This is a genomic window from Mesorhizobium sp. 2RAF45, assembly GCF_052115225.1.
GTDB lineage: Bacteria > Pseudomonadota > Alphaproteobacteria > Rhizobiales > Rhizobiaceae > Mesorhizobium > Mesorhizobium jarvisii.
Genome location: NZ_JBFRGG010000002.1, coordinates 153,986 through 178,218, shown reverse-complemented (window position 1 = coordinate 178,218; position 24,233 = coordinate 153,986). Strand labels below are relative to the sequence as shown.

The 24,233-nt window shown below is 62.1% G+C and carries 19 protein-coding genes and 1 tRNA gene; 10 read left to right on the top strand and 10 right to left on the bottom strand.

All coding sequences use genetic code 11. The features are described 5' to 3' along the window. Positions 1–3: 3 nt before the first annotated feature. Positions 4–954, bottom strand: a complete 951-nt coding sequence (locus AB4Z43_RS05670; RefSeq protein WP_441936399.1) for a S1C family serine protease — start codon at positions 952–954, stop codon at positions 4–6. A gap of 225 nt (positions 955–1,179) precedes the next feature. Here AB4Z43_RS05670 and AB4Z43_RS05665 point away from each other — a divergent pair, with 225 nt between their 5' ends. From AB4Z43_RS05665 to AB4Z43_RS05655, 3 genes are all read left to right on the top strand, one after another. Next, on the top strand, positions 1,180–2,052 hold the full coding sequence (locus tag AB4Z43_RS05665; protein WP_441936397.1) for a S1C family serine protease: 873 nt from the start codon (positions 1,180–1,182) through the stop codon (positions 2,050–2,052). An 8-nt stretch (positions 2,053–2,060) separates the two neighbouring features. Beyond that, complete coding sequence (locus AB4Z43_RS05660) at positions 2,061–2,696, top strand: helix-turn-helix transcriptional regulator (protein ID WP_038648811.1); 636 nt, start codon at positions 2,061–2,063, stop codon at positions 2,694–2,696. 101 nt (positions 2,697–2,797) lie between these two features. Beyond that, complete coding sequence (locus tag AB4Z43_RS05655; RefSeq protein ID WP_019860441.1) at positions 2,798–3,664, top strand: SDR family oxidoreductase; 867 nt, start codon at positions 2,798–2,800, stop codon at positions 3,662–3,664. Between the two features lie 82 nt (positions 3,665–3,746). Here the strand turns inward: AB4Z43_RS05655 and AB4Z43_RS05650 are convergent, their stop codons facing one another. Together AB4Z43_RS05650 and AB4Z43_RS05645 are read right to left on the bottom strand one after the other, a co-directional pair. Continuing rightward, positions 3,747–4,265 (bottom strand): TIGR00645 family protein, encoded by a 519-nt coding sequence (locus tag AB4Z43_RS05650; protein WP_441936394.1) that lies wholly within the window; start codon positions 4,263–4,265, stop codon positions 3,747–3,749. Between the two features lie 314 nt (positions 4,266–4,579). After that, a complete protein-coding gene (locus AB4Z43_RS05645; RefSeq protein ID WP_441936392.1) occupies positions 4,580–6,847 on the bottom strand; it encodes an OmpA family protein in 2,268 nt (755 codons plus the stop codon). Positions 6,848–7,045: 198 nt separating this feature from the next. Between AB4Z43_RS05645 and AB4Z43_RS05640 the strand changes: the two genes are divergently transcribed. Next, on the top strand, positions 7,046–7,492 hold the full coding sequence (locus tag AB4Z43_RS05640; protein ID WP_019860437.1) for a YcgN family cysteine cluster protein: 447 nt from the start codon (positions 7,046–7,048) through the stop codon (positions 7,490–7,492). Positions 7,493–7,697: 205 nt separating this feature from the next. Further along, the gene (locus tag AB4Z43_RS05635; RefSeq protein ID WP_083246865.1) at positions 7,698–8,084 is read left to right on the top strand and encodes a hypothetical protein; all 387 of its coding nucleotides are present in this window, start codon (positions 7,698–7,700) and stop codon (positions 8,082–8,084) included. A gap of 300 nt (positions 8,085–8,384) precedes the next feature. Here the strand turns inward: AB4Z43_RS05635 and AB4Z43_RS05630 are convergent, their stop codons facing one another. After that, a complete protein-coding gene (locus tag AB4Z43_RS05630; RefSeq protein WP_019860435.1) occupies positions 8,385–9,095 on the bottom strand; it encodes an SIMPL domain-containing protein in 711 nt (236 codons plus the stop codon). A 135-nt stretch (positions 9,096–9,230) separates the two neighbouring features. Here AB4Z43_RS05630 and AB4Z43_RS05625 point away from each other — a divergent pair. Then, positions 9,231–9,306, top strand: a tRNA-Ile gene (locus tag AB4Z43_RS05625). Positions 9,307–9,521: 215 nt separating this feature from the next. Here AB4Z43_RS05625 and AB4Z43_RS05620 read toward each other — a convergent pair. The 3 genes from AB4Z43_RS05620 to AB4Z43_RS05610 are packed head-to-tail and all read right to left on the bottom strand — an operon-like array spanning position 9,522 to position 12,087. Next, entirely contained in the window at positions 9,522–11,210 is a 1,689-nt protein-coding gene (locus tag AB4Z43_RS05620; RefSeq protein ID WP_441936390.1) for a recombinase family protein, read from the bottom strand. Next, entirely contained in the window at positions 11,207–11,713 is a 507-nt protein-coding gene (locus tag AB4Z43_RS05615) for a DUF2924 domain-containing protein (RefSeq protein WP_441936388.1), read from the bottom strand. The genes AB4Z43_RS05620 and AB4Z43_RS05615 overlap by 4 nt, the downstream gene beginning before the upstream one ends. 5 nt (positions 11,714–11,718) lie before the next feature. Further along, a complete protein-coding gene (locus tag AB4Z43_RS05610) occupies positions 11,719–12,087 on the bottom strand; it encodes a DUF3489 domain-containing protein (RefSeq protein WP_441936386.1) in 369 nt (122 codons plus the stop codon). Positions 12,088–12,324: 237 nt separating this feature from the next. Here AB4Z43_RS05610 and AB4Z43_RS05605 point away from each other — a divergent pair, with 237 nt between their 5' ends. After that, positions 12,325–13,344, top strand: coding sequence for a 5'-nucleotidase (locus AB4Z43_RS05605; protein ID WP_441936384.1), 1,020 nt, complete (start codon positions 12,325–12,327; stop codon positions 13,342–13,344). Between the two features lie 625 nt (positions 13,345–13,969). Here AB4Z43_RS05605 and AB4Z43_RS05600 read toward each other — a convergent pair. From AB4Z43_RS05600 to AB4Z43_RS05590, 3 genes are all read right to left on the bottom strand, one after another. Next, complete coding sequence (locus tag AB4Z43_RS05600; protein ID WP_441936382.1) at positions 13,970–16,495, bottom strand: sensor domain-containing protein; 2,526 nt, start codon at positions 16,493–16,495, stop codon at positions 13,970–13,972. 364 nt (positions 16,496–16,859) lie between these two features. Beyond that, positions 16,860–17,477, bottom strand: a complete 618-nt coding sequence (locus AB4Z43_RS05595) for a response regulator transcription factor (protein ID WP_202358423.1) — start codon at positions 17,475–17,477, stop codon at positions 16,860–16,862. A 6-nt stretch (positions 17,478–17,483) separates the two neighbouring features. Beyond that, entirely contained in the window at positions 17,484–19,187 is a 1,704-nt protein-coding gene (locus AB4Z43_RS05590) for a sensor histidine kinase (protein ID WP_051726998.1), read from the bottom strand. Positions 19,188–19,690: 503 nt separating this feature from the next. On the opposite strand from AB4Z43_RS05590, the gene AB4Z43_RS05585 reads away from it, so the two are divergent. From AB4Z43_RS05585 to AB4Z43_RS05575, 3 genes are all read left to right on the top strand, one after another. Beyond that, entirely contained in the window at positions 19,691–20,281 is a 591-nt protein-coding gene (locus tag AB4Z43_RS05585) for a GAF domain-containing protein (RefSeq protein ID WP_038655051.1), read from the top strand. A 127-nt stretch (positions 20,282–20,408) separates the two neighbouring features. Then, the gene (locus AB4Z43_RS05580; RefSeq protein WP_441936379.1) at positions 20,409–21,056 is read left to right on the top strand and encodes an MEDS domain-containing protein; all 648 of its coding nucleotides are present in this window, start codon (positions 20,409–20,411) and stop codon (positions 21,054–21,056) included. Between the two features lie 350 nt (positions 21,057–21,406). Next, positions 21,407–23,989, top strand: coding sequence for an excinuclease ABC subunit A (locus AB4Z43_RS05575; protein WP_441936377.1), 2,583 nt, complete (start codon positions 21,407–21,409; stop codon positions 23,987–23,989). The last annotated feature ends 244 nt before the right edge of the window (positions 23,990–24,233 follow it).

Genomic DNA, 24,233 nt, shown 5'->3' with positions numbered 1-24,233 from the left:
CCCTCAGCCCGCCCTTGCCACCGGCGTCACCGCCACCTGGCTGACGCCGGTGCGGCGTACCACCGTGCACAGCGTTTCGCGGCCGATGCGCTCGGCGTCGAGCATGCGCACGAGGTCGTCGACGCCGGTGACCGGGCGCCCGTCGATAGCCGCGATGACATCACCTTCCTTGAGGCCGGCCTTGGCCGCCGGGCCGTTCTTTTCGACGCTGCGCAGCCGCACGGCCGTGCTGGTCGATACTTGCGACAACAGCGCCGCGCGGCGCGGCAGATTGGTGGTGTCGGCCGAGACGCCGATGAAGGCGCGCCGCACGCGGCCGAAGCGGATGATCTCCGAAATGACGAAATTGGCGGTGTTGGAGGCGACCGCGAAGGCAATGCCTTGCGCGCCGTGGATCATGGCGGTGTTGACGCCGATGACCTCGCCGGCCGACGACACCAGCGGCCCGCCGGAATTGCCGGGATTGAGCGCGGCATCGGTCTGGATGACGTCGTCTATCAGCCGGCCCGTCGAAGCGCGCATCGAGCGGCCGAGCGCCGAGACGACACCCGAGGTGACCGTCCATTCGAAGCCGAGCGGATTGCCGATGGCGATGGCGATCTGGCCGCGCCGCAGCCGCTTGGAATCGCCGAGCGGCGCGACGTCAGTGAAGCTGCCATCGGCGCGCACCAGCGCGATATCGGTGTCGGGATCGCGGCCGAGCACGCGGCCCTCGCTTGAGGCGCCGTCCGGCATCGACACGCGTACCGTCCTGGCATCGCCGACGACATGGAAATTGGTGACGACCAGCCCGTCCGGCGCGATGACGAAGCCCGAGCCATGTCCACCCTGGCCGCCAATGCGCTCGATGCGGCAGACGGCCGGACCGATGCGGTCGACTGCGTCGGCGACCGTCATCGAATAGGCGTCGAGCAACGTCTCGTCAGATTGAAATTTGGCGGCGGCGAGGGCCATGGATGGGCTCCGTGTTTTCAGGCTTGATCGTGATTTTTTCCTGTTCGTGCCGTTATCCCAAAACCGCTGAGCACTTTTGGGTGGCACGCACTATATGTGCGGAGCGGCCGGAACCGCCGCGACCTGACCAGATGGCCAGTCAAACCGCCAACTAGCCGTCAGGCGAGTACCTCCAGGGGCGCCGTCGGGCGATATCTGGGACATGACGAACCCCAGGAGACATCCATGAGTGATTTCAATCTGAATGCGTTTTCGCAAGCCGTTGCCGACCTTGCCGGGAAGGCTGCGCCGGCAATGGCGAGCTTCGCCACCCATCACCATCGCACGGCAAGCGCCTTCCACTGGAGCGACGGTTATTTCGTCACCGCCGAGGAGGCTGTCGAGGCCGGCGAGGAGATCGAGCTGACGCTGGCTTTGGGCGGGACGGTGAAGGCCGAACTGGTCGGTCGGGATCCGTCGACGGGCGTTGCCTTGTTGAAGCCCGCAGATTCGGCCGGCGCGCCTGTCCTTACCAGGGCGGATGCCGTTCGGCCGGGTAACATCGCCATTGCCATCGGCAACAGCCAGGGTTCCGCGCTGGCGGTGTCGGGCTCGGTCGGCGAAGTCGGCCCGGCCTGGCGCTCGATGCGCGGCGGCACGATCGACCGCCGCATACATCTGGCTGTCGGCGCCGGCGGCCGCTTCGAGGGCGGCCCGGTGCTGGACGCCAAGGGCGCGCTGATCGGCATGCTGTTATTCGGGCCGCGCGGCCGTGCGCTGGTCATGCCCTATGAGACGATCGAGCGGGCAGTGGCGACATTGCGCGAAAAGGGCCATGTCGCGCGCGGCTATCTCGGCGCCGGCCTACATCCGGTGCGCGACCGCGACGCCCATGGTGCGATGGTGATGAGCCTCGACGACGCCGGTCCGGCCAAGGCCGCCGGCCTGTCGCTGGGCGACATCATCGTGGCATGGAACGGCGAGGCCGTGCATGGCCCGCGCGACCTGATCCGTCGGCTCGGCCCTGACAGCGCCGGTGCTTCCGTGACGCTTGGCGTTGTGCGTGGCGGTGAACAGCGCGATGTGACATTGACCATCGGCGAAAAGCCGCTGAGCTGAGAGGATCGATGGAAACGCTCGCCGGCGACCGGATCGTGAGCAACAGCGCCGCTTCGCGGCGGCTGGTGGTACTGGTTGCGCTCGGCGATGCCGCGCGCGCCGAGCGCCTGGCCGCCACGCTTGCCGCCAGCGACGACCTGCTGCCAGTGGTGGCCGGCGGCGGCAGGGCCGATGTCGCCATCATCGATGACAGGAGCGGAGATGCCGCGCCGGCCTCCATACCGCGCGTGCTGCTGTCAGGACGCACCGGCGGCGAGCGGCCCGCCGGCGAGGTGTTCGCGGTCATGCCCGCGAGCGCCGACGATCTGCTGATCGCCGCGGCGGTGCGGCTGGCGGCGGCCGGCTATCGCGTCACGGGCGAGGGCAGAAGCGGGCGCCATGAGGATTTCCATGCCGGCCAGGACGAGCCGTTCGAGGATGAGGTCCTGGACGAGCATGCCGCCCGTCCAGCGCTGTCGCCGCGCGAGGCCGAAGTGCTGGCGTTGCTCGCCGAAGGCGCGCCCAACAAGGTGATCGCTCGGCGGCTCAACATTTCCGTGCACACGGCGAAATTCCATGTCGCGGCGATCCTGATCAAGCTGGGGGCGGCCAACCGCACCGACGCCATCGCCATTGCGATGCGGCAGGGGCTGGTGCTGGTTTAGCCTCCGCTGCGTAACCCACATCCGGGCATCTCGGGCCTTGCGCTGTGGTCGCCCGCCGCGCAAAGGTTCGCGCCTGCCATGTTGCAAGGGAGGCGCAAGGAATGTCGCTCAAGGGAAAGACGCTGTTCATCTCCGGCGGGTCGCGCGGCATCGGGCTGGCGATCGCGCTGCGGGCGGCGCGCGACGGCGCCAATGTGACGATCGCCGCCAAGACCGCCGAACCGCATCCCAAGCTGCCGGGCACGATCTACAGTGCGGCGCGGGAGATCGAGCAGGCCGGCGGCAAGGCGCTGCCTGTGCTTTGCGACATCCGCGAGGAGGCGCAGGTGGCCGAGGCTGTTGCAAAGACGGTCGAGAAATTCGGCGGCATCGATATCTGCGTCAACAATGCCAGCGCCATCCAGCTCACCGGCACGCTGGAGACCGACATGAAGCGCTACGACCTGATGCACCAGATCAACACGCGCGGCACCTTCCTGGTCTCCAAAATGTGCATTCCACACCTGAAGTTAGCCGACAATCCTCACATCCTGAATCTGGCGCCGCCGCTCGACATGAAGGCCAAGTGGTTCAAGAACCATGTCGCCTACACCATGGCCAAGTTCGGCATGTCGATGTGCACGCTCGGGATGAGTGCGGAGTTCGCCAAGGACGGCATCGCGGTCAATTCGCTGTGGCCGATCTCGACCATCGACACGGCGGCGGTGCGCAACCTGCTCGGCGGTGCGACGGTCGCGGCGATGAGCCGTTCGCCCGACATTATGGCCGACGCCGCGCATGCCATCTTCATGCGGCCCTCGCGTGAGACATCAGGCAATTTCTACATCGACGAAGAGGTGCTGCGCGCCGAGGGCGTCAGCGACTTTGCAATCTATGCGCCCGGCGCGACCGGACCGCTGGCCGGTGACTTTTTCGTGCCGGACGAGGTGTTTGCGAATTCGGAGACGAAGGTCAGAAGCATTTACTGACTGGAACCACGCCCTGCCGGCGCTGCCCTTCATCCGCCTGCCGGCACCTTCACTCCGTATAGTGACGGGCGAGAAGGGAGCCTCACACCTCTTCCTTCTTGCCTTTGCTCAAACCCATCAGCCTGTCGATATAGGCCAGCATCAGCGCCGAGACGACGAAGGCAAGGTGGATGATGGTCAGCCACATCAGCTGGTCGGTCGAATAGGAGGATGAGTTGAGGAACACCTGCAGGAGGTGAATGGAGGAGATCGGGACGATGGTCGAGGCGACCTTGACCTTCAGCGAGCCGACATCGATCGTGCCCAGCCAGTGCACGCCGCCGCCGTCCTGGTCGTCGAAGCGGCTGACGAAGTTTTCGTAGCCCGAGATGATGACCATCACCACCAGCGAGGCGACCAGGGCGGCATCGATCAGGCCGAGCATCTTCAGGATGGTGTCGGTGTCGCCGAGCATGAATACCGTGGTGATGAATTCGTAGAGCTTCTTGCCGAAGGACAAGGCATAGACGGCCAGTGCCAGGCCGAGCCCGATATAGAAGGCGACCAGCAGCCAGCGCGAGGCGAGGATGATCGATTCGATGGCGAGTTCGAGACGCTTCATGAATGGTTCCGGTTGTTCCCTGGTCGGTGGCTGTATTTCGGCCAGGCCGATGCTTTTTGCAAGATAGCAAAAAACCCCGCCGGAGAGGGCCGGCGGGGCTCAATGCGTCCCGCTGGAGTCGGGACGGGGCAGGGAACGCCCAGCCCTGAATCTGGGGTCAGCAAGTCTGTGATTCAATGAGCCGGTTCCGATGCCGGTACAAATCTTCTTGAGCCCGGTGCCGGGATCCGAAGCTCTCCCATCCCCGATCGAGTCGGGGATGGGTGCTTCTCGCCTTGAGTCCGCAAACCAGGTCATGGTTTTGAAATCATGACCTAATTGTTGCTGGCGACCGGTGCCACCAGCGAGGTGATGCGGCGGATGGCGACGCGCCGGTTCTCGCGGTTGGGCGCCGAGGTGTTGACCTTCAGATACTGCTCGCCATAGCCCTGCGTCGTCAGGTTCTCCGGTGGGATGCCGAAGGCATTGGTCAGCGCTTCGGCAACCGCTTCGGCGCGGCGGTCCGACAGGGCAAGGTTGGCTTCCGGCGTGCCGACGGCGTCGGTGTGGCCCTCGATCAGGAAGGTCTCGGCCGGGTTCTTCTTCAGCAGTTTCTCCATGGCGCTAGCGACGCCCTCGAGCTTCTGCACCTCGGTGTCGGAGATCGAGGAGGAGCCGAATTCGAAGTTCAGCGTGTCGAGGTCGACGCGGCGTGCGATGTCGCGCACGCGGGCCGAACGCTTGACCTCGTCGATCGAATAGAGACGCTGGACCCTCTCCACTGGCGGCTGGTCGAGGAAGGTGTAGTAGTCGTCATCGCTTTGGACATCCTCGGAATCGAGGATGTACTGCCGGCGTGGGATGTTGAGCCGCATCGGCGGCAGGTCGTCGCCGGGATCGCGCCAGTCGCCGTCATCCTGATAGTTCCGCTCGTCGACATAGCTCAGCACATATTCGCGCCCATCCGGCGTGATGCGCGAACGCTGGATGACATCGCCGTAACGGTTGCGGATGGTGACGATCTGGACGCCATTGTCGCGTTGGACCGTCTCGCGTGTACGGCCCTGCGACAGATCCTCGTAATAGACGTCCTTGGCGCCGCGGTTCATCCGCGAGCCCTCATTGCTCTGGACGATCGTCTGGCCGCCGAGCTGGATGATGACGCGGTCGCCAATCTCCTTGAGCACGTCGACGCCCTTGGGACGACGGCGGTCGCGGATGTTCTCGTCGGGCGCCCGGTCGAGGCGCTTGCCCTTCTCTTCCGTTACCGGGACGAGCTTTTCAGGCTTGATCTCCTGCTGGGCTGCCTTGTCGTCGGTTGGAGGCGGACCCTGGTCGACAGGAGCAACCACCGGCTTCTGGCCCTGGTCGCCGCCTTGCTGGGCGTTCTGGCCACCATTCTGCTGTTCGCCATTCTGCTGGCCGTTCTGGTCGCCATGCTTGCGGCCGCCGCCCTTGCGCTGGGCATCCTTCTGGCTGTCGAGGATGGGTGCAGCGTTCTTGTCGGCGGGCGCTTCGCCCTGCACGGGGTTTTCCCCCTGGGCAGGCGCGGCCGTGTTGCCATTGGCGGGCTGTTCACCGGTTGCCGGCTTCACGCCATTGGCCGGTTGCTCGCCCGTCGCGGGCTGCTTGCCCGTCTGCGGTTGTTCGCCTGTCGCCGGCTGCTCGCCATTGGCGGGCTGTTCGCCCGCGGGCTTCCTGCCGTGGTTCTTTGTCTTGTCCTGGGGCTGCTCGCCCTGGGTCGCGGGCTGTTCGCCGGCAGGCGCGGGTTCAACCTTCGGCGTCACGGCTTGGCCGGCCGGAGCTTCCTTCGGCGTGGGTGCGGCTTCCGGCGTCACCGCCGGGGCAGTAGGCGCCTCCTTCTGCTGCTCCTGCTTGTGTTTCTTGCCGGGCTTGACTGGCTGGTTGTCGTTGGCGGGCTGTGTCTCACCAGCCGGAGCCTGTTCGGCTGGCGCCTGCTCGGTCTGCTGCTGCTGATCGCGCTTCTTCTTGCGCGGCTGCTGCTCTTCTGCGGGTGCCGCCTGTTCGGCCGGCGCCTGCTCGGTCTGCTGCTGCTGGTCGCGCTTCTTCCTGCGCGGCTGCTGCTCTTCTGCGGGTGCCGCCTGTTCGGCCGGCGCCTGCTCGGTCTGTTGCTGCTGGTCGCGCTTCTTCTTGCGCGGCTGCTGCTCTTCTGCGGGTGCCGCCTGTTCGGCCGGCGCCTGCTCTGTCTGCTGCTGCTGGTCGCGCTTCTTCCTGCGTGGCTGCTGCTCTTCGGCGGGGGCTGCCTGTTCGGCCGGCGCCTGTTCGGCCTGTTGCTGCTGTTCGTGCTTCTTCTTGCGGGGCTGCTGCTCCTCGGCGGGTGGAGCAGGCTGTTCGGCAGCCGGGGCTGCCTGCTCGGCCGGCGCCTGTTGGGCCTGCTGATCGCGCTTCTTCTTGCGCGGCTGCTCCTGGTCGGTCGGCTGTGCCTCGTCGGTCGGTGCGTCCTGTGCCAGGATCAGCGGCGTTCCACCGCCTTGCGTGGGGTCGAACGCGGCACTTCCCTGAAGCGGGAACGCGCCCAACGGCGCGGATGCCATCAACAGGCCAAGTGCGGTGCCTGCCAGAATCCGTGGTTGGCGTTTCATCGAAAACTCTCCTTGTGGGGTCCCATCCTTGCCGAAACCGATCTTAGCCCGATTGGTTCCAGTTTGGCGGGGATAGACGCCGTAAAGGGCGTTTGGCCGGCCTTTTGAAGGCAACTTCGTGTCATTCGGCCCGGTTGCGGCCGCATTTCAACCGTTGTCGCGCTTGACCTTGGCGATGGCTGGGGCCACATCCCCAAAATGGAAACGCCGTTCTGGAAAACAAAGACGCTGGAGCAGATGAGCCCGGCCGAGTGGGAATCGCTGTGCGATGGCTGCGGCAAATGCTGCCTGTCGAAGCTCGAGGACGAGGACACCGGCGAGATTTACTGGACCAGCGTCGGCTGCCGGCTGTTCGACGCGCAGACCTGCCGCTGTTCAGACTACGCCAACCGGCTGGCGCGCGTCCCCGATTGCGTTGGGCTGACGCCGCAGAATGTGCGCACCATCAGCTGGTTGCCAAGCACCTGCGCCTACCGGCTGGTGGCCGAGGGCCGCGATCTCTATTGGTGGCACCGGCTGGTGTCGGGCAGCGCCGAGACCGTACACGAGGCCGGCATCTCGATGCGCGGCCGGGTGAAGGCGAGCGAGACCGACCTGGCCGAGCCTGAAGATTATTTTGATTATATGCTCGACCACGAGCCTTGAGGTCCGTTCCGCACAGCTCCGAACAAGGAATACGAGCAACAACGTTTTGAGCGCGCATTGCTCGAAACCTGGCGAAGATTTCTTTTTCCCGCCATATGAACCGCAGATGAACGGCGGGTTCGTAAACAGTTCAGACAGGCTGGTGCATTCTCCCATCATCGCTTTCAAGAGGACGGGCACAAGCCCGCAACAAGGAGAGAAGACCATGTTCAACACGGTGAAAACGGCAGCCCTCTCGGCCCTGGTCGGCCTCAGCGCGCTGACAGCCATTCCCGCCCATGCCGACAGCCTCTATCTCGGCTTCGGCAACAACCAGGATCCGCGCTTCGGCGTCTACGCCGGCGACGACGGCTATCGGCATCGCCGCGATGAGCGCCGTGACGACTGGCGCGGTGACGATTGGCGCCGCGACGGCTGGCGCCGCGGCTGTTCGCCGGATCGCGCCCTCGACAAGGCGGAGCGCATGGGCCTCTACCGAGCCCGCATCGTCGACGTCAACCGCCGCGTGGTCAAGGTCATGGGCCGCCAGGACGGCGACCGCGTCGTCGTCGTGTTCGCCAACCAACGCGGTTGCCCGGTTATCTATCGCTGAGGCTGCAAATCGGAGTGGCATCATCTTCTTCGAAGATGAGCCTGGAGACGTGATCCCTACGGGGTCAGTCTGGAGACACGACCTTCTATGAAGGTCGGTCTGGAGGCATCATCTCTTCGAAGATGAGCCTGGAGACATGACCCCTACGGGGTCAGTTTGGACTAGCGGAGCCCCCTGTCCCATCGGGCGGGTGCGGCTCGAAAAAACCCCGCGGGAGCGATCCCGCGGGGTTTTTCATGGATGCGCCGGCGGACAATCCACGGCTGGGCGAAGAGCCCGGCCATGGATTGTCGAAGCTGGTTACTTCAGTTCGAAGGTGACGGTCACCTGGACGTTATAGGCGTTCTCGCCGGCCTGCACCGGCGCGGCGCCTGCCGCGGCGTCGAAAGCCTTGGCGTTGATCGGCATCGGTGCCGGCCTGATGTTCTGATCCGTGATCTCGAGCACCTTGCCGAGGCTGACGCCGGCCGCCGCGGCAAGCGTCTTGGCCTTGGCCACGGCGTCGGCCACCGCTTTCTTGCGCGCCTCGGTGACGGTGGCCGCCGGATCGTCATTGGTGAAGGCGATGCCGCCGCCCTGGTTGACACCGAGCGAAACAGCCTTGTCGAGGATCTCGCCCGTCTTGTCGATGTCGCGCACGCGGACCGAAAGCGTGTTGGTCACCTGGTAGGCGACGAGCTCGCCTTCCTGGCTGCCATCGGGTTTGTTGGTGTAGTTGTAGCGCGGGTTGATCTGGATGCCCGCCGTCTGCAGGTCGCGATCCTTGATGCCTGCCGCCTTCATCGCCGCGATCACGGCGGCCATGGCGTCGTTGTTGGCATCGAGTGCGGCCCGCGCCGTCTTGGCTTCGCGCATCACGCTGAGCGACAGCAAAGCCAGGTCGGGAGGGGTGGTCGCTTCGCCTTCACCCGAAACAATGATGCGGGCGGGCGTCGGCGAATCGGCGGCTCCAGCCATCGCCGGAAAAGCGATTGCAGCGGCGAGCGCGAGGGGCAAAAGATGTCTGGTCATGAAAATCTCCTTGGTCTGCGATCCAGTCGCAAGAGCTCGCGTAGAGCGCGATTATGGGTTGATTTGGGCGTTCCGCGAAAGCCCGTCGGGAAAGCCTTGTGCCGGAAAGCGAAAGACATTAATCCAGCCCACGTGGGGCCTGTAGCTCAATGGTTAGAGCCGGCGGCTCATAACCGCTTGGTTGGGGGTTCGAGTCCCTCCGGGCCCACCATCCATTCCACCCGATTTCCGGGTTTTCCACCCGTCTCAGAATAGCTCCGACATTTCCGTGGGTTAGCGCCCGGTAGCGGGCAACACTTGGCTGAGACGACGCAGTGAGCGCCCAAAACACCTGACGTTTGGTCGTCCGTCTCTTTCGGGCGAGTTCCGCAGCCAAGTGTTTGCCAAAGTGATGGTCGACTGATCAGCGAGATGCTCGCCGGATGGTTAGAAGCCGAGGAGTGAAGCCTGGTCAGCCCAGGCAAGGGGGAGGTCCGACAATCGGGATAGCCGGTGCGCCGTTAGTTCAACAGGTTGATCACCTGCAACGATGTTGGCCGCAATTTTCGGAGCAAGGAATGCGAAGGGCAGGAGGCGGCTGACCTCGGATGTATCGGTGCCGTTGAGCATGGCAACGTCCGTGAGGCTTCGGTGAGTTCCGTCGGTAAGTTGGCCGAGGTACAAGTGGGCTCGACGCAGAAGGTCGATCAAAGCGCCATCGGGTTCTTGGCTGCTGTTGGATCCGTCTGTAAGCAAGATCCGCGTTTCGACGCCGCGCCGCTTCATACCGATGGGACATTCGATGGAGGCTACCGAGGCGCCATCGTTGGGCGGAAGAATCTGGTCGAGAAGCAATTCCGACAGCGAGCGGCGATCCAGGTCGATGGTCAATGATCCGGGCTTGAGGGTGATCTTGCGAACGATCTTTTGAAGCATGGATCGCTTCGCGTCTGCAGTGTCTGAAGCCCAGCGCGACCGCAACTCTTCGGCTCCCCGCATCGCCGACTGGATTTCGCCAGCGTCTACCCATTGCCGAATCCAATCAGACAGTTGGGCTTGATCGCTGAGAATCCGATTCAGGCGATGCTCAACAACTGATTCAAGTGCAGGTGCGGGAAGACGCCAGCCCTCGGACCCGTTTCGGCGCTGGTCGACGAATTGCTTTGAGACATAGTAGCGGTAGCGAACACCTTGCTTGTTGGCATGAACCGATCGCAGTTTCTCGCCGGCTTCATCGAAGAGCAAACCGGTGAGCAAATGGGCTTGCGTGCCATTCGACTGGCTTCGCCGCCGCGGCGCCTGCGTGGCGAGAAGTGCCTGGGCCTCCTCAAACGTGACCGACGTGACAATCGGCTCGTGTTCTCCATCGTAGACCTGATCCTTGTGCCTGACCTTGCCGACGTAGACCGGGTTCGAAAGAAGGTGATAGAGGTTGCCGCGACCAAACGGCATGGTGACGGCAACGGATCCGTCTTTGCGCTGCCGCGATCGTGTCGAGAGTCCCTCGCTCGCAGCCTCGTCAACGAGATCCCTGACCGACTTCAGGGTGAGATAGCGGTCGAACAAGTGTCTGACTGTTTGCGCTTCAGTCTCGTCAATCACCAGCTTGCGGTACTCGACGCGATAGCCCAGTGGTACCACGCCGCCCATCCACATGCCTTTCTTCTTCGACGCGGCGATCTTGTCACGGATACGCTCGGCCGTGACCTCCCGCTCGAACTGCGCGAAGGACAAAAGCACGTTGAGAGTCAGCCTGCCCATTGAGGTCGTGGTGTTGAACTGCTGGGTCACCGAGACAAACGAGACGGAGCTGGCATCGAAGATCTCGACGATTTTGGAAAAATCCATCAGCGACCGGGTGAGGCGGTCGATCTTGTAGACAACCACCACATCGACCTTTTTGTCCCGGATGTCCTGTAGGAGACGCTGCAGGGCAGGGCGCTCCATCGTGCCGCCCGAGATCCCGCCGTCATCGTAGTGGCCCGGCACCAGCTTCCAGCCTAGACCGACCTGCGATGCGATGAAGGCCGCACAAGCTTCGCGCTGTGCATCGAGCGAATTGAACTCCTGTTCCAATCCCTCTTCAGTCGACTTGCGAGTGTAGATGGCGCAGTTGAGGCGAGGGGTCACCGTCATAGCCCAAAGAACCTCGGGCCAGACCAATGGGCGCCTGTGATGCGGCGGGCGACCGCCGACAGCGATCCGTACGTCTTGCCATCGAGCACGAAGCCGTCGTCGACGACTTCGACGATGTGCGTCCGGCCATTCCATTCTCGCATTAGGCGCGAGCCGGCCTTGGGTGAAATAGGTCGCGGCGGCGACGCCACTACCTTGTCCGATGACGTTGGCCGGGCTGATTGAACTCCGTCCTGGCGATCCGACCCAGTATTGCCCGGATGGATAGCATTCACGTTGGTCCTTCGTGCGTTACCTGTCCCCAGTGTCTTCTTAACGGTCGAAGTCAAACCACCCAAACGCTTGGCCTGGAGATGCCAGGCAGCCGATCGTTCAAGCAAACCGCGTTTGACCCCTTTGGGTGGGAGACAGCCATAGGCCTTTGCCCAGGCCGCAGATAGTTCGTCGCGCGTGAGATCGCCGACCCCGGCGATCTCACTATCTAGATCGAGCCGCTTGCGCATCGAGGTCAACCGGCGGTCTTCGCCTCGACAATGCGGTATCGCCGTTGTCCGTCCTTGCCTGTTTCGCTGAGAACTTCGTGGCAGAGCTTCTTCTTGACGGTGCCGGAGAGAAAGCCGCGAACCGAGTGCGCCTGCCACCCCGTCGCATCCATCAAGACTTCGATGGTTACACCCTTGGCCGACTTCAGCTTCTTGAGGACGATATCGGTTTTGGTAGCCGCCGCCGGGACCTCGTCCTTGGCTTTCTTGACCGAGATGGTCGCCCCCGATTTTGGGCGGAGCTTCCGGGTTGGGGTGCTGTTGTCGACGGTGGACGCCGGATCAGCGGCTTCCGCATTGTCGGCCTTCACAATGGTGTTGTTGAGGATAGACATTTCAAATCTCCGTCAGTTCGAAGCCCGGACCATTCCGGCGCTAGTACTGACCGAAGCCCGCTGTCCCTGCGGGCTGGAGATTCTGCTTGGTCCTAATCCTCTGCACTTCTGCTGCGCTGGGAACACCAATGCTTCGTTGTCGTATGAAGTCCAGTCGAATATCGTTTCGCGATGAAATGACACCGATCTGCAATGAACCGCAGATCTCCAATTCTTCCAAAATTGTGCAAATATAGAATGGGCATTGCCTACGAGTGCCTAATATCGGAGGAGGGGCAAATGGAAATCGCGGAAACCTCGGTTGCAGCCGAAGAGAATGGCAATCCAGGGTCTACGCTAAGGGCTAGCCCGCTCCGCATCGGAATCTCCACGCGCGCTCTTTTTGATTTGGAGGAGGAACATCGTATATTCGAGAGGTACGGCGTCATGGCGTATGCGGCCATGCAACTCGAACGCGAGGACGTGATCCTCCGCAGGGGTGCTGGCTTTGAGGTAGTCGAGCGGTTACTCGCGCTCAACGATCCTGAGGCTGCTCCGTACGTTGAAGTGATCCTTCTGTCGCAAAACTCGCCCGACCTCTCCCTCCGGGCGTTCAAGTCGATCGATCACTATGGGCTTGTCGTCAAGACAGGCAGTTTTACTAGCGGGCGGTCGCTTGCTCCTTTTGTCCCTGCGTGGGGCATCGACCTATTTCTCTCAAACGCGGACACGGACGTAAAAGGAGCGGTGGACGGCGGAGCAGCGGCTGCGCGGCTTGGCTTGGCACCCAAGGACCGTGCAGAAACACCCCAGGGCGAGGTCCGGGTCGCGTTCGACGGCGATGCTGTAGTGTTTGGCCCTGAGTCCGATGAAATCTACAAAGAAAAGGGGCTGGAGGCGTTCCTTGCTCATGAGACCGCGAACGCAAGCAATCCAATGGCGCGGGGCCCGTTTGGTAATTTCCTTCACAAATTATCCGCATTGCGCCGAGTTTTCCTTAATGAGGGCAACGTGAGTAAGGTCCGCATCGCACTTGTGACTGCCCGGAACGCCCCTGCGCATGAGCGCGTAATTCGGACGCTGAGAGCATGGGGAACGCCGGCTGACGAGGCGCACTTCGTAGGCAGCCGTGAGAAAGCACCCATCCTAAAAGCGCTCGGGGCTCACATTTTCTTTGATGACCAAGAGAAGCACGTCCTCGGGGCGTCGGCAGTGGTTCCTGCCGGCCATGTTCCCGGACCTCACGATCCGTCTGCGCCAGTAATCCCAGCCAGATGACTCTTCGGGATTAGATCTCGGTCGATTTGACGTCTGAGCCTGACGGCAAGCGATCAGGCATGATGAAAAGCCGAATGGCGGCTTTGCGCCTTCATATCGGCCGTAGCGATCAGCTTTCCCGTATCCCAGAAGCAGACATCGTCGGCGAACACGCTGTAGCTCGCGGTTTCGCCATAACCGGAGACGGGCGGAGCGCCAGGAAGCCTTTATCGTTCGATCCGATGCGATTGCGGCGCCCGCTGCACACTTGCCGAAGTCATGGGCGCGGGTTCAGCGGGTAGCAGTCGGAGCGCGGCTGACGAGCTCAGTCGAAACCAAGTTGCCGCATGTGTGGGGGCGCCTTTTTTGTCTTGTTCGCCTCGCGACGGGCTCAGCCTCCTGAGCCCTGCGTCGGCGTGGAGGGCCACTCCTTCCATCGTGAAGGCGTCTGGGCAAGCTGTCACACGCCTGCACTGCCGGGCGTCTGCATGTGCAGAGGGAACAAAAAGCGATAGGATGCCGTGGGTGCCGATTTCGAATATGGCAAACAATCGTCGAGTCGTCGCGCTCCGCGGCGTGATCACGTTCACTGTCGTTCCGGGCCGCTGACGATGTCCTGTGGCGCGCCAGCCGCCGAAGCCCCGCCCTATGCCGCCGGTACAAACCCTGGTGATGGGGTGCAGCCCGCCGCCCGCTCAACCGCCATCAGAAGTTCGTTGGTGGGCATAGCCCGGCCAAACAGGTAGCCTTGGCCTTCGTGACAGCCGAGAAGACGAAGGGTCGCTGCCTGCTCTTCGCACTCAATTCCCTCGGCGACAAGTTTGAGCCCAAAGCCCAGACCGAGGCCAACGATTGCCTTGACGATGGCTGCGTCGCCGACGCTGGTTGCCATTCGGTCGACAAAGGCGCGATCGATCTTGAGGCGCGTAAGGGGGTACTCGGTGAGCATGCTAAGCGAGGCATAGCCGGTGCCATAGTCGTCGAAGGCCATGCCGACGCCGAGTTCACGAATGTTAGTTAGCGTCACGAGCGTCGACGGGTCTTGGTTGAGGATTATCTTCTCGGTTATCTCGATCTCCAGCAGTTCTGGAGGCAGCTCGTTTTCCTGGAGCTGCCTCGCGATCGTCTCTGTCAATCCTCCGGCCTTCATCTGGGCCGAGAATAGATTGACGCCGATCCGCAGGGGGCGACCGGCGCGATGGAGCCGCGACGCAACTGCTGACGCGGTGGCGATCGTCCAATCACCGACCGCCGCCGCCACCGGACTCGGCTTCAGCACCGAGAGAAATTCCGCCGGCTGCAGAAGTCCCCTTTCTGGATGCCGCCAGCGCAGGAGTGCCTCGGCACCGACCAGGCAGCCGGTGGCGAGGTCGACCTGTGGCTGGTAGTGCAGCTCGAACTCGGCGTTGGCAAAGGCTCGGCGTAGCTCGGCCTCGAGGTCGATCTCCCGCTGAACTTCTTCTTTCATTCCGGGGGTAAAGAATCTTTCCGTTCCCGGCTGCTCCGCCTTCGCCCGATACATCGCGAGATCGGCGTGGGCCATTAGCTCGGCGGCTGAACTTCCGTGGTCCGGGGACCGGGCGATACCGATGCTTGCGGTCAGGAACACCTTTCGCCGCGGCAGAAGAAAAGGCTCTGCGCACACTTCCCGGATGCGGCCGATGAACTCAGCGAGCGAACCCGTCGTCGATCCCTCAGGTACGAAGACAGCAAACTCGTCACCACCCCAACGAGAGACGGTCGCGTCTGGAGGGGCCACCTCTGCCAGCCTTTTCGCCGTCGCGCGGAGCAGCAGGTCGCCGACCGCGTGGCCGGCGGAATCATTCACCTTCTTAAACCCGTCAAGGTCGAGAAGGATCACCGCACCAGCCGCCTTCCGTCTGATCGCCGCATCGACGATCTCGCCGAAATACAGCCGATTGGTGATGCCGGTGAGCTGGTCGAAATGGGCGAGTTCGAAAAGGCGGTTCTCGGCAGCTTTTCGCTCCGTGATGTCCTCGGCGACGCCGATCAGTCGGTAGACGCAGTCTGCTTCGTCCCTGATCGCAACGCTTCGGTCGTGAATCCAGCGAGTCGCGCCGTCAGGCCGTGTGATCCTGTATTCTACATCGTAGCCGACCTCGGCCTGCTGCTTAACCCGCCTTTCCGTTGCCTCGCGGTCCTCGGGCACGATCGCTTCGAGGTACGCGACTGGCCGCTCGTAGACCTCCTCAACGGTCCGCCCCCAAACGGTCTCATAGGCGGGGCTGATATATTCGACCTTCGTCTTGTCCGCATTCGTGATCCAGAAGACCTCGCTAAGGTTCTCTGCGATCTGGCGGAAGCGCAACTCGCTGATCCGAAGCGACTCCTCGGCCCGGCACCGTTCGGTGATGTCTTCGCCGGAGCTGAGGATACCAGTGGCCTTGCCGCTTTCATCGATAAGGAGCTGGTTGTGCCAGCTGATGATCCGTTCTTCCCCGCTCTGGGTAACGATCTCATTCTGGAAATGCTCGACAGCCGGCGTGGTGCCGTCGAGAAACGAATGGAATGCGGCTCGCATACCTAATCGCTTCGGCGCGGGAATGAACACGTCGATCCAGTTCCGGCCGAGGAGTTCGTTGGCGGCTCGATAGCCGAGCACCTCGCACCCCTGCCGGTTGACGAGCGAAATCGTCTCGTCGGCCGCGAAGACCATCATCATTACCCCAGCTACATCGAGATATCGCTGGGCGGTGTCTCGTTCACGGGCGATGTGGGCGGCCATCGTCCGCTGGTGTTCACGCTCCTGGATCGCCCGGCGTGTGTCGGTCATCTCGACAAAAGAAGTGGCGAGGGCCGGCCGGCCGTCGATGGCGATTGTCGATCCCCGCACCTCCAGATCGATGATCGAGCCGTCTTTCCGAACGCCGCGAAACGAATATTCCGAGGTAGTTGTCTCGCGGCTGAGGCGCTCGTTCATCCGGTTCCGAACCATCTCCCTATCGGTATCGACGACGAGGTCGAAGGGGGAGAGCTGGATGAATTCTTCTTCTAAGTAGCCGAACAGCTCGCAGCATTTCTGGTTGGCATAGAGAAACCGGGTGTCGAGCACGATCGTCATGCCGACCAACGCGTGGTCGGCCAAGTCTTCAAAGACAGCCGAAAGCTGATTGTGAGAAACGGCCCGGAGGTGATCCATCGTGATACTCATCGCTGCTCGCAGACAGAATGGACAGTGAGCGCCATGGCTTAACGAAAGGTTCGACATTCCGTGCAAGTTGCATCAATGCCCGATGGAAGCGATGCAATTGGGCCATCGCTGAAGCAACGCGCCAGGTACCCGCCGAGCTTAGGTCACCCGCATGCGCCGAGACCTTGGCTCGGGGAGGTGCGTGGCAAATATGGCCGGGCGGACCGGCACGCCCAAACGCCAACTCTCTCGTATTTATTGCCTTTCGCTTTGCGGACCATCTGGCCGTCTCGGTTGAAGTCGTGAGCGCCGGTTTCCCGGAACTTACGTCATCCAAATCGAGCGTGACGATGTACTGGAGCAGACACCTCCAGCAAGAACCCGCTCACCTAGCCTCTGCGAGGCTCGCGAGAACAGAAAGCCTGACCGCTTGGCCCAGCTGGTGCACGCCTAGGCGGTCCATCATACGCGAGCGATGAACCTCGACAGTGCGCACACTGATACCGAGATCGAAGGCAATGATCTTGTTTGGCTGCCCGGCTACCAGCGCCTCGAGAACCTGGCGCTCGCGTGGACTGAGCGTATCGATCAGCGCTTTCGCACCAGCAATTTCATCGGTTCGACCCTTCGCCGTGCCGGTCTTCAGCGCGGACTCAATCGCCGCTACCAAGGCGTCGTGGCTATATGGCTTTTCAATGAAGTCCACAGCTCCTGCCTTCATCGCTCGGACCGCGGTCTGTACGTCGCCTTGAGCCGTTATCACAATAACCGGCAAGTCCGGGTTTTTCAGCTGAAGGCGAGCCTGAACCTCAAAGCCGTCCATCTCCGGCATGCGAAGATCCAGCAGAACGCAGCCCGCGGCCAAGTCGCCCGCGACGCCGAGGAATGCCTTCGGCGAGGCATACGACACCACATTGAAACCGATCGCGTCCAGTAGCCGCTCCAACGACCGGCGGATCGCTTGGTCGTCATCAACAATATAAATGCATCGGTCGGCGCCCATCTTCGCTCATCGCTCCAACGGGACAGGCAGCGTCACGCGAAAGATTGCTCCACCGCCGCAATTTGGCTCATATCGCAGCTTGCCGCCGTGGGCCTCCACAATCGAGCGGCAGATCGAGAGGCCTAATCCCATGCCATTGCTTTTTGTGGTGTGAAATGGCTCGAAGAGGTGGTCGGCCATATCGTCCGGCAGGCCCGAACCACGATCTGCTACAGCGATCTCAATCAACTCTTCATCGAGCCGCGCGGTGGCCACGTACAACTCACGCCGCTCAGTCTCTGCCATCGCCTCATGCGCATTGCGTATCAGGTTGAGCAAGACCTGATGCAGTTGAATTCGGTTCCCAAACACTGCTTCGGCGCGCGGATCGAAGCTCAGCCGGACCCGCACGCCGTGCGCTCCGGTTCCCGCGGAGGCAAGAGCACTGGCCTCGCGGATCAAGTCGGGCAGTTTTTCGATCCGCATTTCCGTCTCGCCACGCAAAACGAACTGTCGCAGACGCCGAATGATCTCGCCGGCGCGGAGCGCCTGGTCGGCGGCTTCGTCGAGAACATCGCGTACGGTGTCGACGCTATGCGCGCCGCTTGCGATCATCAGGCGCCCAGCGTTGACCGAATTCGTGAACGCGGTCAGCGGTTGGTTCAATTCATGCGCCAACGCGCCAGCCATCTGACCCGCTGCGCTCAGCCGCGACGCATGAAGCAGCTCGAGTTGCAGCTCTTGCGATCGGACATCCGCTTGCATGCGCTCCTCGGCTTCGAGCGTCAGCCGCTGGAGCGCGTCCGCCAATTCCGATGTGCGTTCTGCCACCCGCTGCTCCAGCGATTCGTTGAGGCGTCGAAGGCTCTCTTCAAGTTGTTTCTGCCCCCTCAGATCGCGGCTGACGGTCGCCATGTTCATAGGGCGACCCGTGCGCAAATCGTCGATGCGGAACCAATCGACGAGGAACGGAATGTCTTCTCCAGTTTTGAAGTGTCGCAGATTGAGCTCGCCGAGCCAGCGTCCGGTCCCCATTACCAGTGGGATCAACTCGCGATGCGCCCGGGTCCGCTCATCGGGAGCCAGGAAATCGACGATGTTAAGCCGCTCCACCTCCTCAATGCCGGAAAGCCCTAGTAGCTCGCAGCCAGCCTTGTTGAGATATTGCGGCGTGCCGTCTAATCGGGCGAAACCAACGAGCTCGGACGAGCGCTCTATCAGGCTCACCAGACGCCGGTGCTGGGCCTCCGCGTGCCAGCGTTGCATGGCGAGCGTTGCGTGGCTCGCCGCAATTCCAAGAACCAGTCGATGCGTCTCGCTTGGAAATTTCGGGTTGACGGAACCTGCGATAATTCCGGCGTCGCCGCCAAAGCCCATTGGTACGGCAGCGATCTGTAACGCTCCCTTCCCAAACGGGTTGTCGATCGCGAATGTCTGCTCGCGGCTATCGAGCCACGCAGCACGAATGATGCGTTCGATGCGACCAGGGGATCCAGCGGATACCGCCTGGCTCGTGCGCATCACGTCGACCGCAGCTTCGTCTGGCACCCTCGGTGCAGACACGTAAATGACGTCTGCATTGAGCATCGAAATCAATCCTGCCGCCACACTGTCGGCGATTTGCCACAAATTGTAGTCTTTCCAGATTGCTGGCAGCGTCGAAAGCGCGACAAGATCGCGGATGCAGTGCCTGAGCTCTTGCGGCTCAGAAAGCTCATCGACCCAAGGCATGTCGCCTGATCCAATACATAATGTACATCGGATCTTCAGCGCTTGTCCTCAACGCCGAAGCAGCGGCTCATCTTCGCAGTTGCCGCGCGGCGACGACCGTTTGCGACCACGTAGCAGCCGCATCCCGAGCAAAACCATACACTACCTATGCCAATTGCCTAGCGGATTGATTCAAACGTTTGGAACCCTCGATTTCGGGGCAGCGATAATGCCGTCCAAGATCGGATTTCCGATCCGATCAATCCGATCTGGCGCCCAGGAACCATATCCGGCACGGGCTAATGGCTTATCAGATGTCTTTAGTTGCCAGCGAGTGCTCCTTGCAGGGGGCACAGCCACGTCGCGCAAATGCATTCACTGCAGTCACGTGTTGCCGGCTGGCGTGACGAAAAAGTCGATTGCGTAAAATTCCGTAATCCGCCCGCCAGCAATCTCCCATTATAATTTCAGCTATCGCTCGGCCGCGACAATTTTGGCGTGTTACGGCGCGCTGGGGCACATCGATGGCAAAACTCACAGAACCGCTCGACGCCACAACTGGGCAACAAATCGACGCTATCCTGCTGGGGCTAAGAGATTCCCCGGATGTCGGCGCGGGCCTGCTGCAGGCTCTCGATATCGCGATCGACATGATCGGCGCGGACATGGGCACGCTGCAGCGCTTCGACGCAAGAACCGACTGCCTGACAATTGTTGCCAGCCGCGGGTTCTCAAGCGAAGCCCTGAGCTTTTTCGGCACCGTGCGTCGCGATACCAACACCACTTGTGCTGTCGCGCTGACGCGGCGCATGCGTGTGTTCGTCGAAGATGTGACGACGAGCTACCTCTTTGTGGGCACGCGCGAGCTCGATATGTTGCGTGCCGGCGGCATTGCGGCGGCACAGTCGACGCCGCTGATCAGCAGCCACGGCCGCCTCTGGGGAGTGTTAACAACGCACTTTCGCAAACCGCAGACAAAGCGCGAGTTCGATCATGCTCCGCTGGACAGGCTCGCCGCCCAGATCGCGGACAGCCTGGAGCAACGAGAGGGCCTGGTGTCGAGCCGGCGCTTTCACGGCAGGCAATTCCCAAAGGACTCTCAACCGCGAGACTGACTATGGCTGCAACACCGGAACGCAATCGAGGGCCTTTTGCGCTGAATGACGAATGGACTCCTAAAAGAAATGAGCGGACAATCGCCTGAGATAACGAAAGCACAGAAGATCGGATCTGGGGACTGACATGAAATCAACGACCCAGCCTATTCCTTTTGGCGGATCCATGTTGCGTGAGCACAGGCATGTCTGCGCATTCTTCAATTCGGCGGCGGAGGAGTACGACACGTTGCTGCCGTTCATCTGCGACGGCATCAACTGCGGCCAGCGCGCCTATCATGTCCTCCCTGATAGGCACAAGGAGGATCACTTCCAGCGGTTGCGCAACGCCGGCATCGACGTCGAGAAGGCGATGAAAAGCCGCCAACTCGAAGTCGCGTTACCGGAGGACACCTATCTCGAGACCGGACGCTTCAACAAGGACGCGATGCTCGTCCTCATCCAAGAGGGCTTGAAGGCCGGCTCCGAGCTCGGCTTCCCTTTGACGCGGATGATCGCGCACGCCGAAGCGGCCGTAGACGACTGGAAGAGCAGCAATGAATGGGTTGAATACGAGATGCGACTCAATAGCGTGCTGCCGAACTACGACGACCCGGTAATTTGCACCTTCGACGCCAATCTGCTCACGGCGCCGCATGCCTTCGATATTCTTCGCACGCATCCGATGGTCATCATCGGGGGCGTTCTGGTCGAGAATAGCTTCTTTACGCGCCCGCAGGACTTCATCCGCGAGGTGCAGTCGCGAACCGAACCGAGGCGATCCTATATGGGATAGCCCTTCGAAGCTCCAAGCCCATTAAATGCCGGCGCGACATCAGAATCTGTCTGCAGGCTGAAGGTGTCGGGGCGCGTTCCAGAGAAAGGTAGCGGCGGTCACGCGAGCGGGCTCAGATGAATTTTTGCCAAGGTGGGCCTTTGGCGACGCTCTAACCTAACAGCAAATTGACGGGCATCAATTGATGCGGATCGCATCGCCCCCAATGTTTCTGCCTGCCCGGCCGTGAGCTGGCACAGGGCAGCCCGTACGATCCCGGCGCTGGGTGGATCGCTGGACAAATCGATAGCGATCATTGTGGTCGCGACGGCGCTCTGCCGCAATGGGTTCTACCTGGCCGGTCTAAGCACATGCTGGAAATCAACAAGCCTCCATTTCAAGCAGCGGCAGAAGAGCGTCCGCAAGGCTTCGTTCGCATGCGTGGAGCGCGCGAGCATAATTTGAAGAACATCGATCTCGTCATTCCCCGCGATGCCCTTGTGGTGTTTACCGGTGTGTCCGGTTCGGGAAAGTCGTCGCTGGCCTTCGGCACGCTCTACGCGGAGGCGCAGCGGCGTTACCTCGAATCGGTGTCTCCCTATGCGCGGCGTTTGTTTCATCAGATGGCGGTTCCCGAGGTGGACGAAATCGACGGTCTGCCGCCGGCCGTGGCCTTGCAGCAGCAACGCGGCTCGCCTTCCACGCGCTCTTCCGTCGGTAGCGTGACGACACTGTCCAACCTCCTGCGGATGGTGTACTCGCGCGCCGGCGACTATCCACGGCACCAAGCGCATCTCGATGCCGAGGCTTTCTCGCCCAACACGCCGGCGGGAGCCTGTCCCCAATGCCATGGGCTCGGTCGGGTCTACGAGGCGACCGAACGCTCGATGGTGCCGGATGATTCCAAAAGCATTCGCGAGCGCGCCATTGCCGCCTGGCCGCCTGCCTGGCATGGCGGCAACCTGCGCGACATGCTGACTAGTCTAGGCTACGACGTCGATCGCCCCTGGCGAGAGCTGCCGAAAGAAGCCCGCGACTGGATCCTGTACACCGACGAGCAGCCGGTGGTCCCGGTCTATATCGGGTATGACCGGGACGAGGCGCGACGCGCGATCAGGCGCAAGGAGGAGCCGAGTTACCGCGGCAATTTCTCCAGCGCCAGGCGATATGTGCTGAACACCTTTGCCACCACTGAAAGCGCGTCGATCAAGAAGCGGGTGGCACGCTACATGGTGAGCACCGAGTGCCCGCTCTGTGACGGCAAGCGGCTTCGCCGCGAAGCGCTGTCCGTCAAGTTCGCCGGTTTCGATATTGCCGATATATCGAGGATCCCGCTGGCAAGACTCGCTGATCTCTTGCGCCCCTATGCGGAAGCCACCGCTGCCACCTTGACCAAGCTTAAGACGCGGCATCCGGAGAAGGCGTTGGTAGTGCAGCGGATCGCCGAGGACCTCAGCGGCCGGCTGAAGGTTCTGCTCGACCTCGGGCTTGGCTATCTTTCACTGGAGCGAAGCACCCCGACGCTGTCACCGGGGGAACTTCAGCGCCTGCGACTTGCAACCCAAGTGCGTTCCAATCTGTTCGGCGTCGTCTATGTGCTAGATGAGCCCTCCGCCGGACTTCATCCTGCGGATACGGAGGCGCTGTTGACGGCGCTCGACCGATTGAAACTCTCAGGCAATTCGCTGTTTGTCGTCGAACACGATATCGATGTGATCCGCCATGCGGATTGGATCGTCGACGTCGGCCCAGGTGCCGGCGATCTAGGCGGCCATGTGCTCTACAGCGGTCCGCTGCAAGGGTTCGAGCAGGCAGAGCAATCGCAGACCCGCCGGTACCTGTTCGGCGATACGATCGTGTCAGATCGAACGCCGCGCCCGCCCAAGGGCTGGTTGCGGCTGCGCGGGGTCAGCCGGAATAACATCCATGGGCTTGATGTCGATTTTCCGCTGGGAGGATTTACAACCGTGACTGGCGTTTCCGGTTCGGGCAAGTCGAGCTTGGTGAGCCAGGTCCTGGTGGAATTGATTGCAAAGCAGCTCGGCCATCCCATCCCCTCGATCGATGATGAGGGCGACGAACTCGAGCGGACCGTAGTGACGACACGGGGCGGTCGGATCGCGGCCGGGGCGCAGGACGTCAAGCGCCTGGTGGTCGTAGACCAGAAAGCGATCGGACGCACACCACGGTCCAATCTCGCCACGTATACGGGGCTGTTCGACCACGTTCGCAAAATTTTCGCGGCCACAAAGTCGGCGCGCGCCCGCCACTATGACGCTGGGCGCTTTTCCTTCAATGTTGCCAAGGGCCGCTGCGCGACCTGCGAAGGCGAAGGCTTTGTTTGCGTCGAACTGCTGTTCCTGCCCAGCGTCTATGCGCCATGTCCAAGTTGTCATGGCGCGCGCTTCAATCCGCAAACCCTGGAGATAGAATACCGCAACAAGAACATCGCCGCGGTCCTGGGAATGACGGTCGATGACGCCTTCGCCTTTTTTACCGAGGAGCCGACGGTGCGCCGATCCCTCGATGTGCTGCGGCAGGTTGGCCTCGGCTATCTGCGGCTTGGCCAGCCGGCGACGGAGCTTTCCGGCGGTGAGGCCCAGCGGATCAAGCTTGCCTCCGAGCTCCAGCGGCCGCAGCGCGGCGATACGCTCTACATCCTTGACGAGCCCACTACGGGACTACACCCGGCTGACGTCGAGAGGCTCATCGCGCAACTCGATGGGCTTGTCGAATCCGGCAATACCGTCATCGTGGTGGAGCACGACATGCGTGTCGCCGCCGGCAGCGACTGGGTCATGGACATTGGCCCTGGGGCAGGTGACGAAGGCGGTCGTGTGGTCGCGTTCGGCAGGCCAGCCGAGGTCGCGGGATCGTCCATAAGCCGCACGGCGCCATATCTGTCGCGGTTCAGGGCTCGGCTCGCGCCCAATCGCCTTGAAGCACTTCGGTAGAATCGCGGGGATCCGCTCAAGCGCTCGGCTGTCAACATGAGCAGCACACGGACGGCGTGCACGACACATCCAGAGGCTCGACGTTGGCGATCTGCGTAATTGCCGAGTTGACGGTCGTCAATGACAAGGCTCAGCGGGCGCTTAATGGTGGGCTTCCACTATGCTCGCGACAAGGCGCTCTCACGGCAGACAAGTTCGCGAAATGCTTGTCGCACAGAGGTCGCGCGATCGAGGCCGTGAGAAG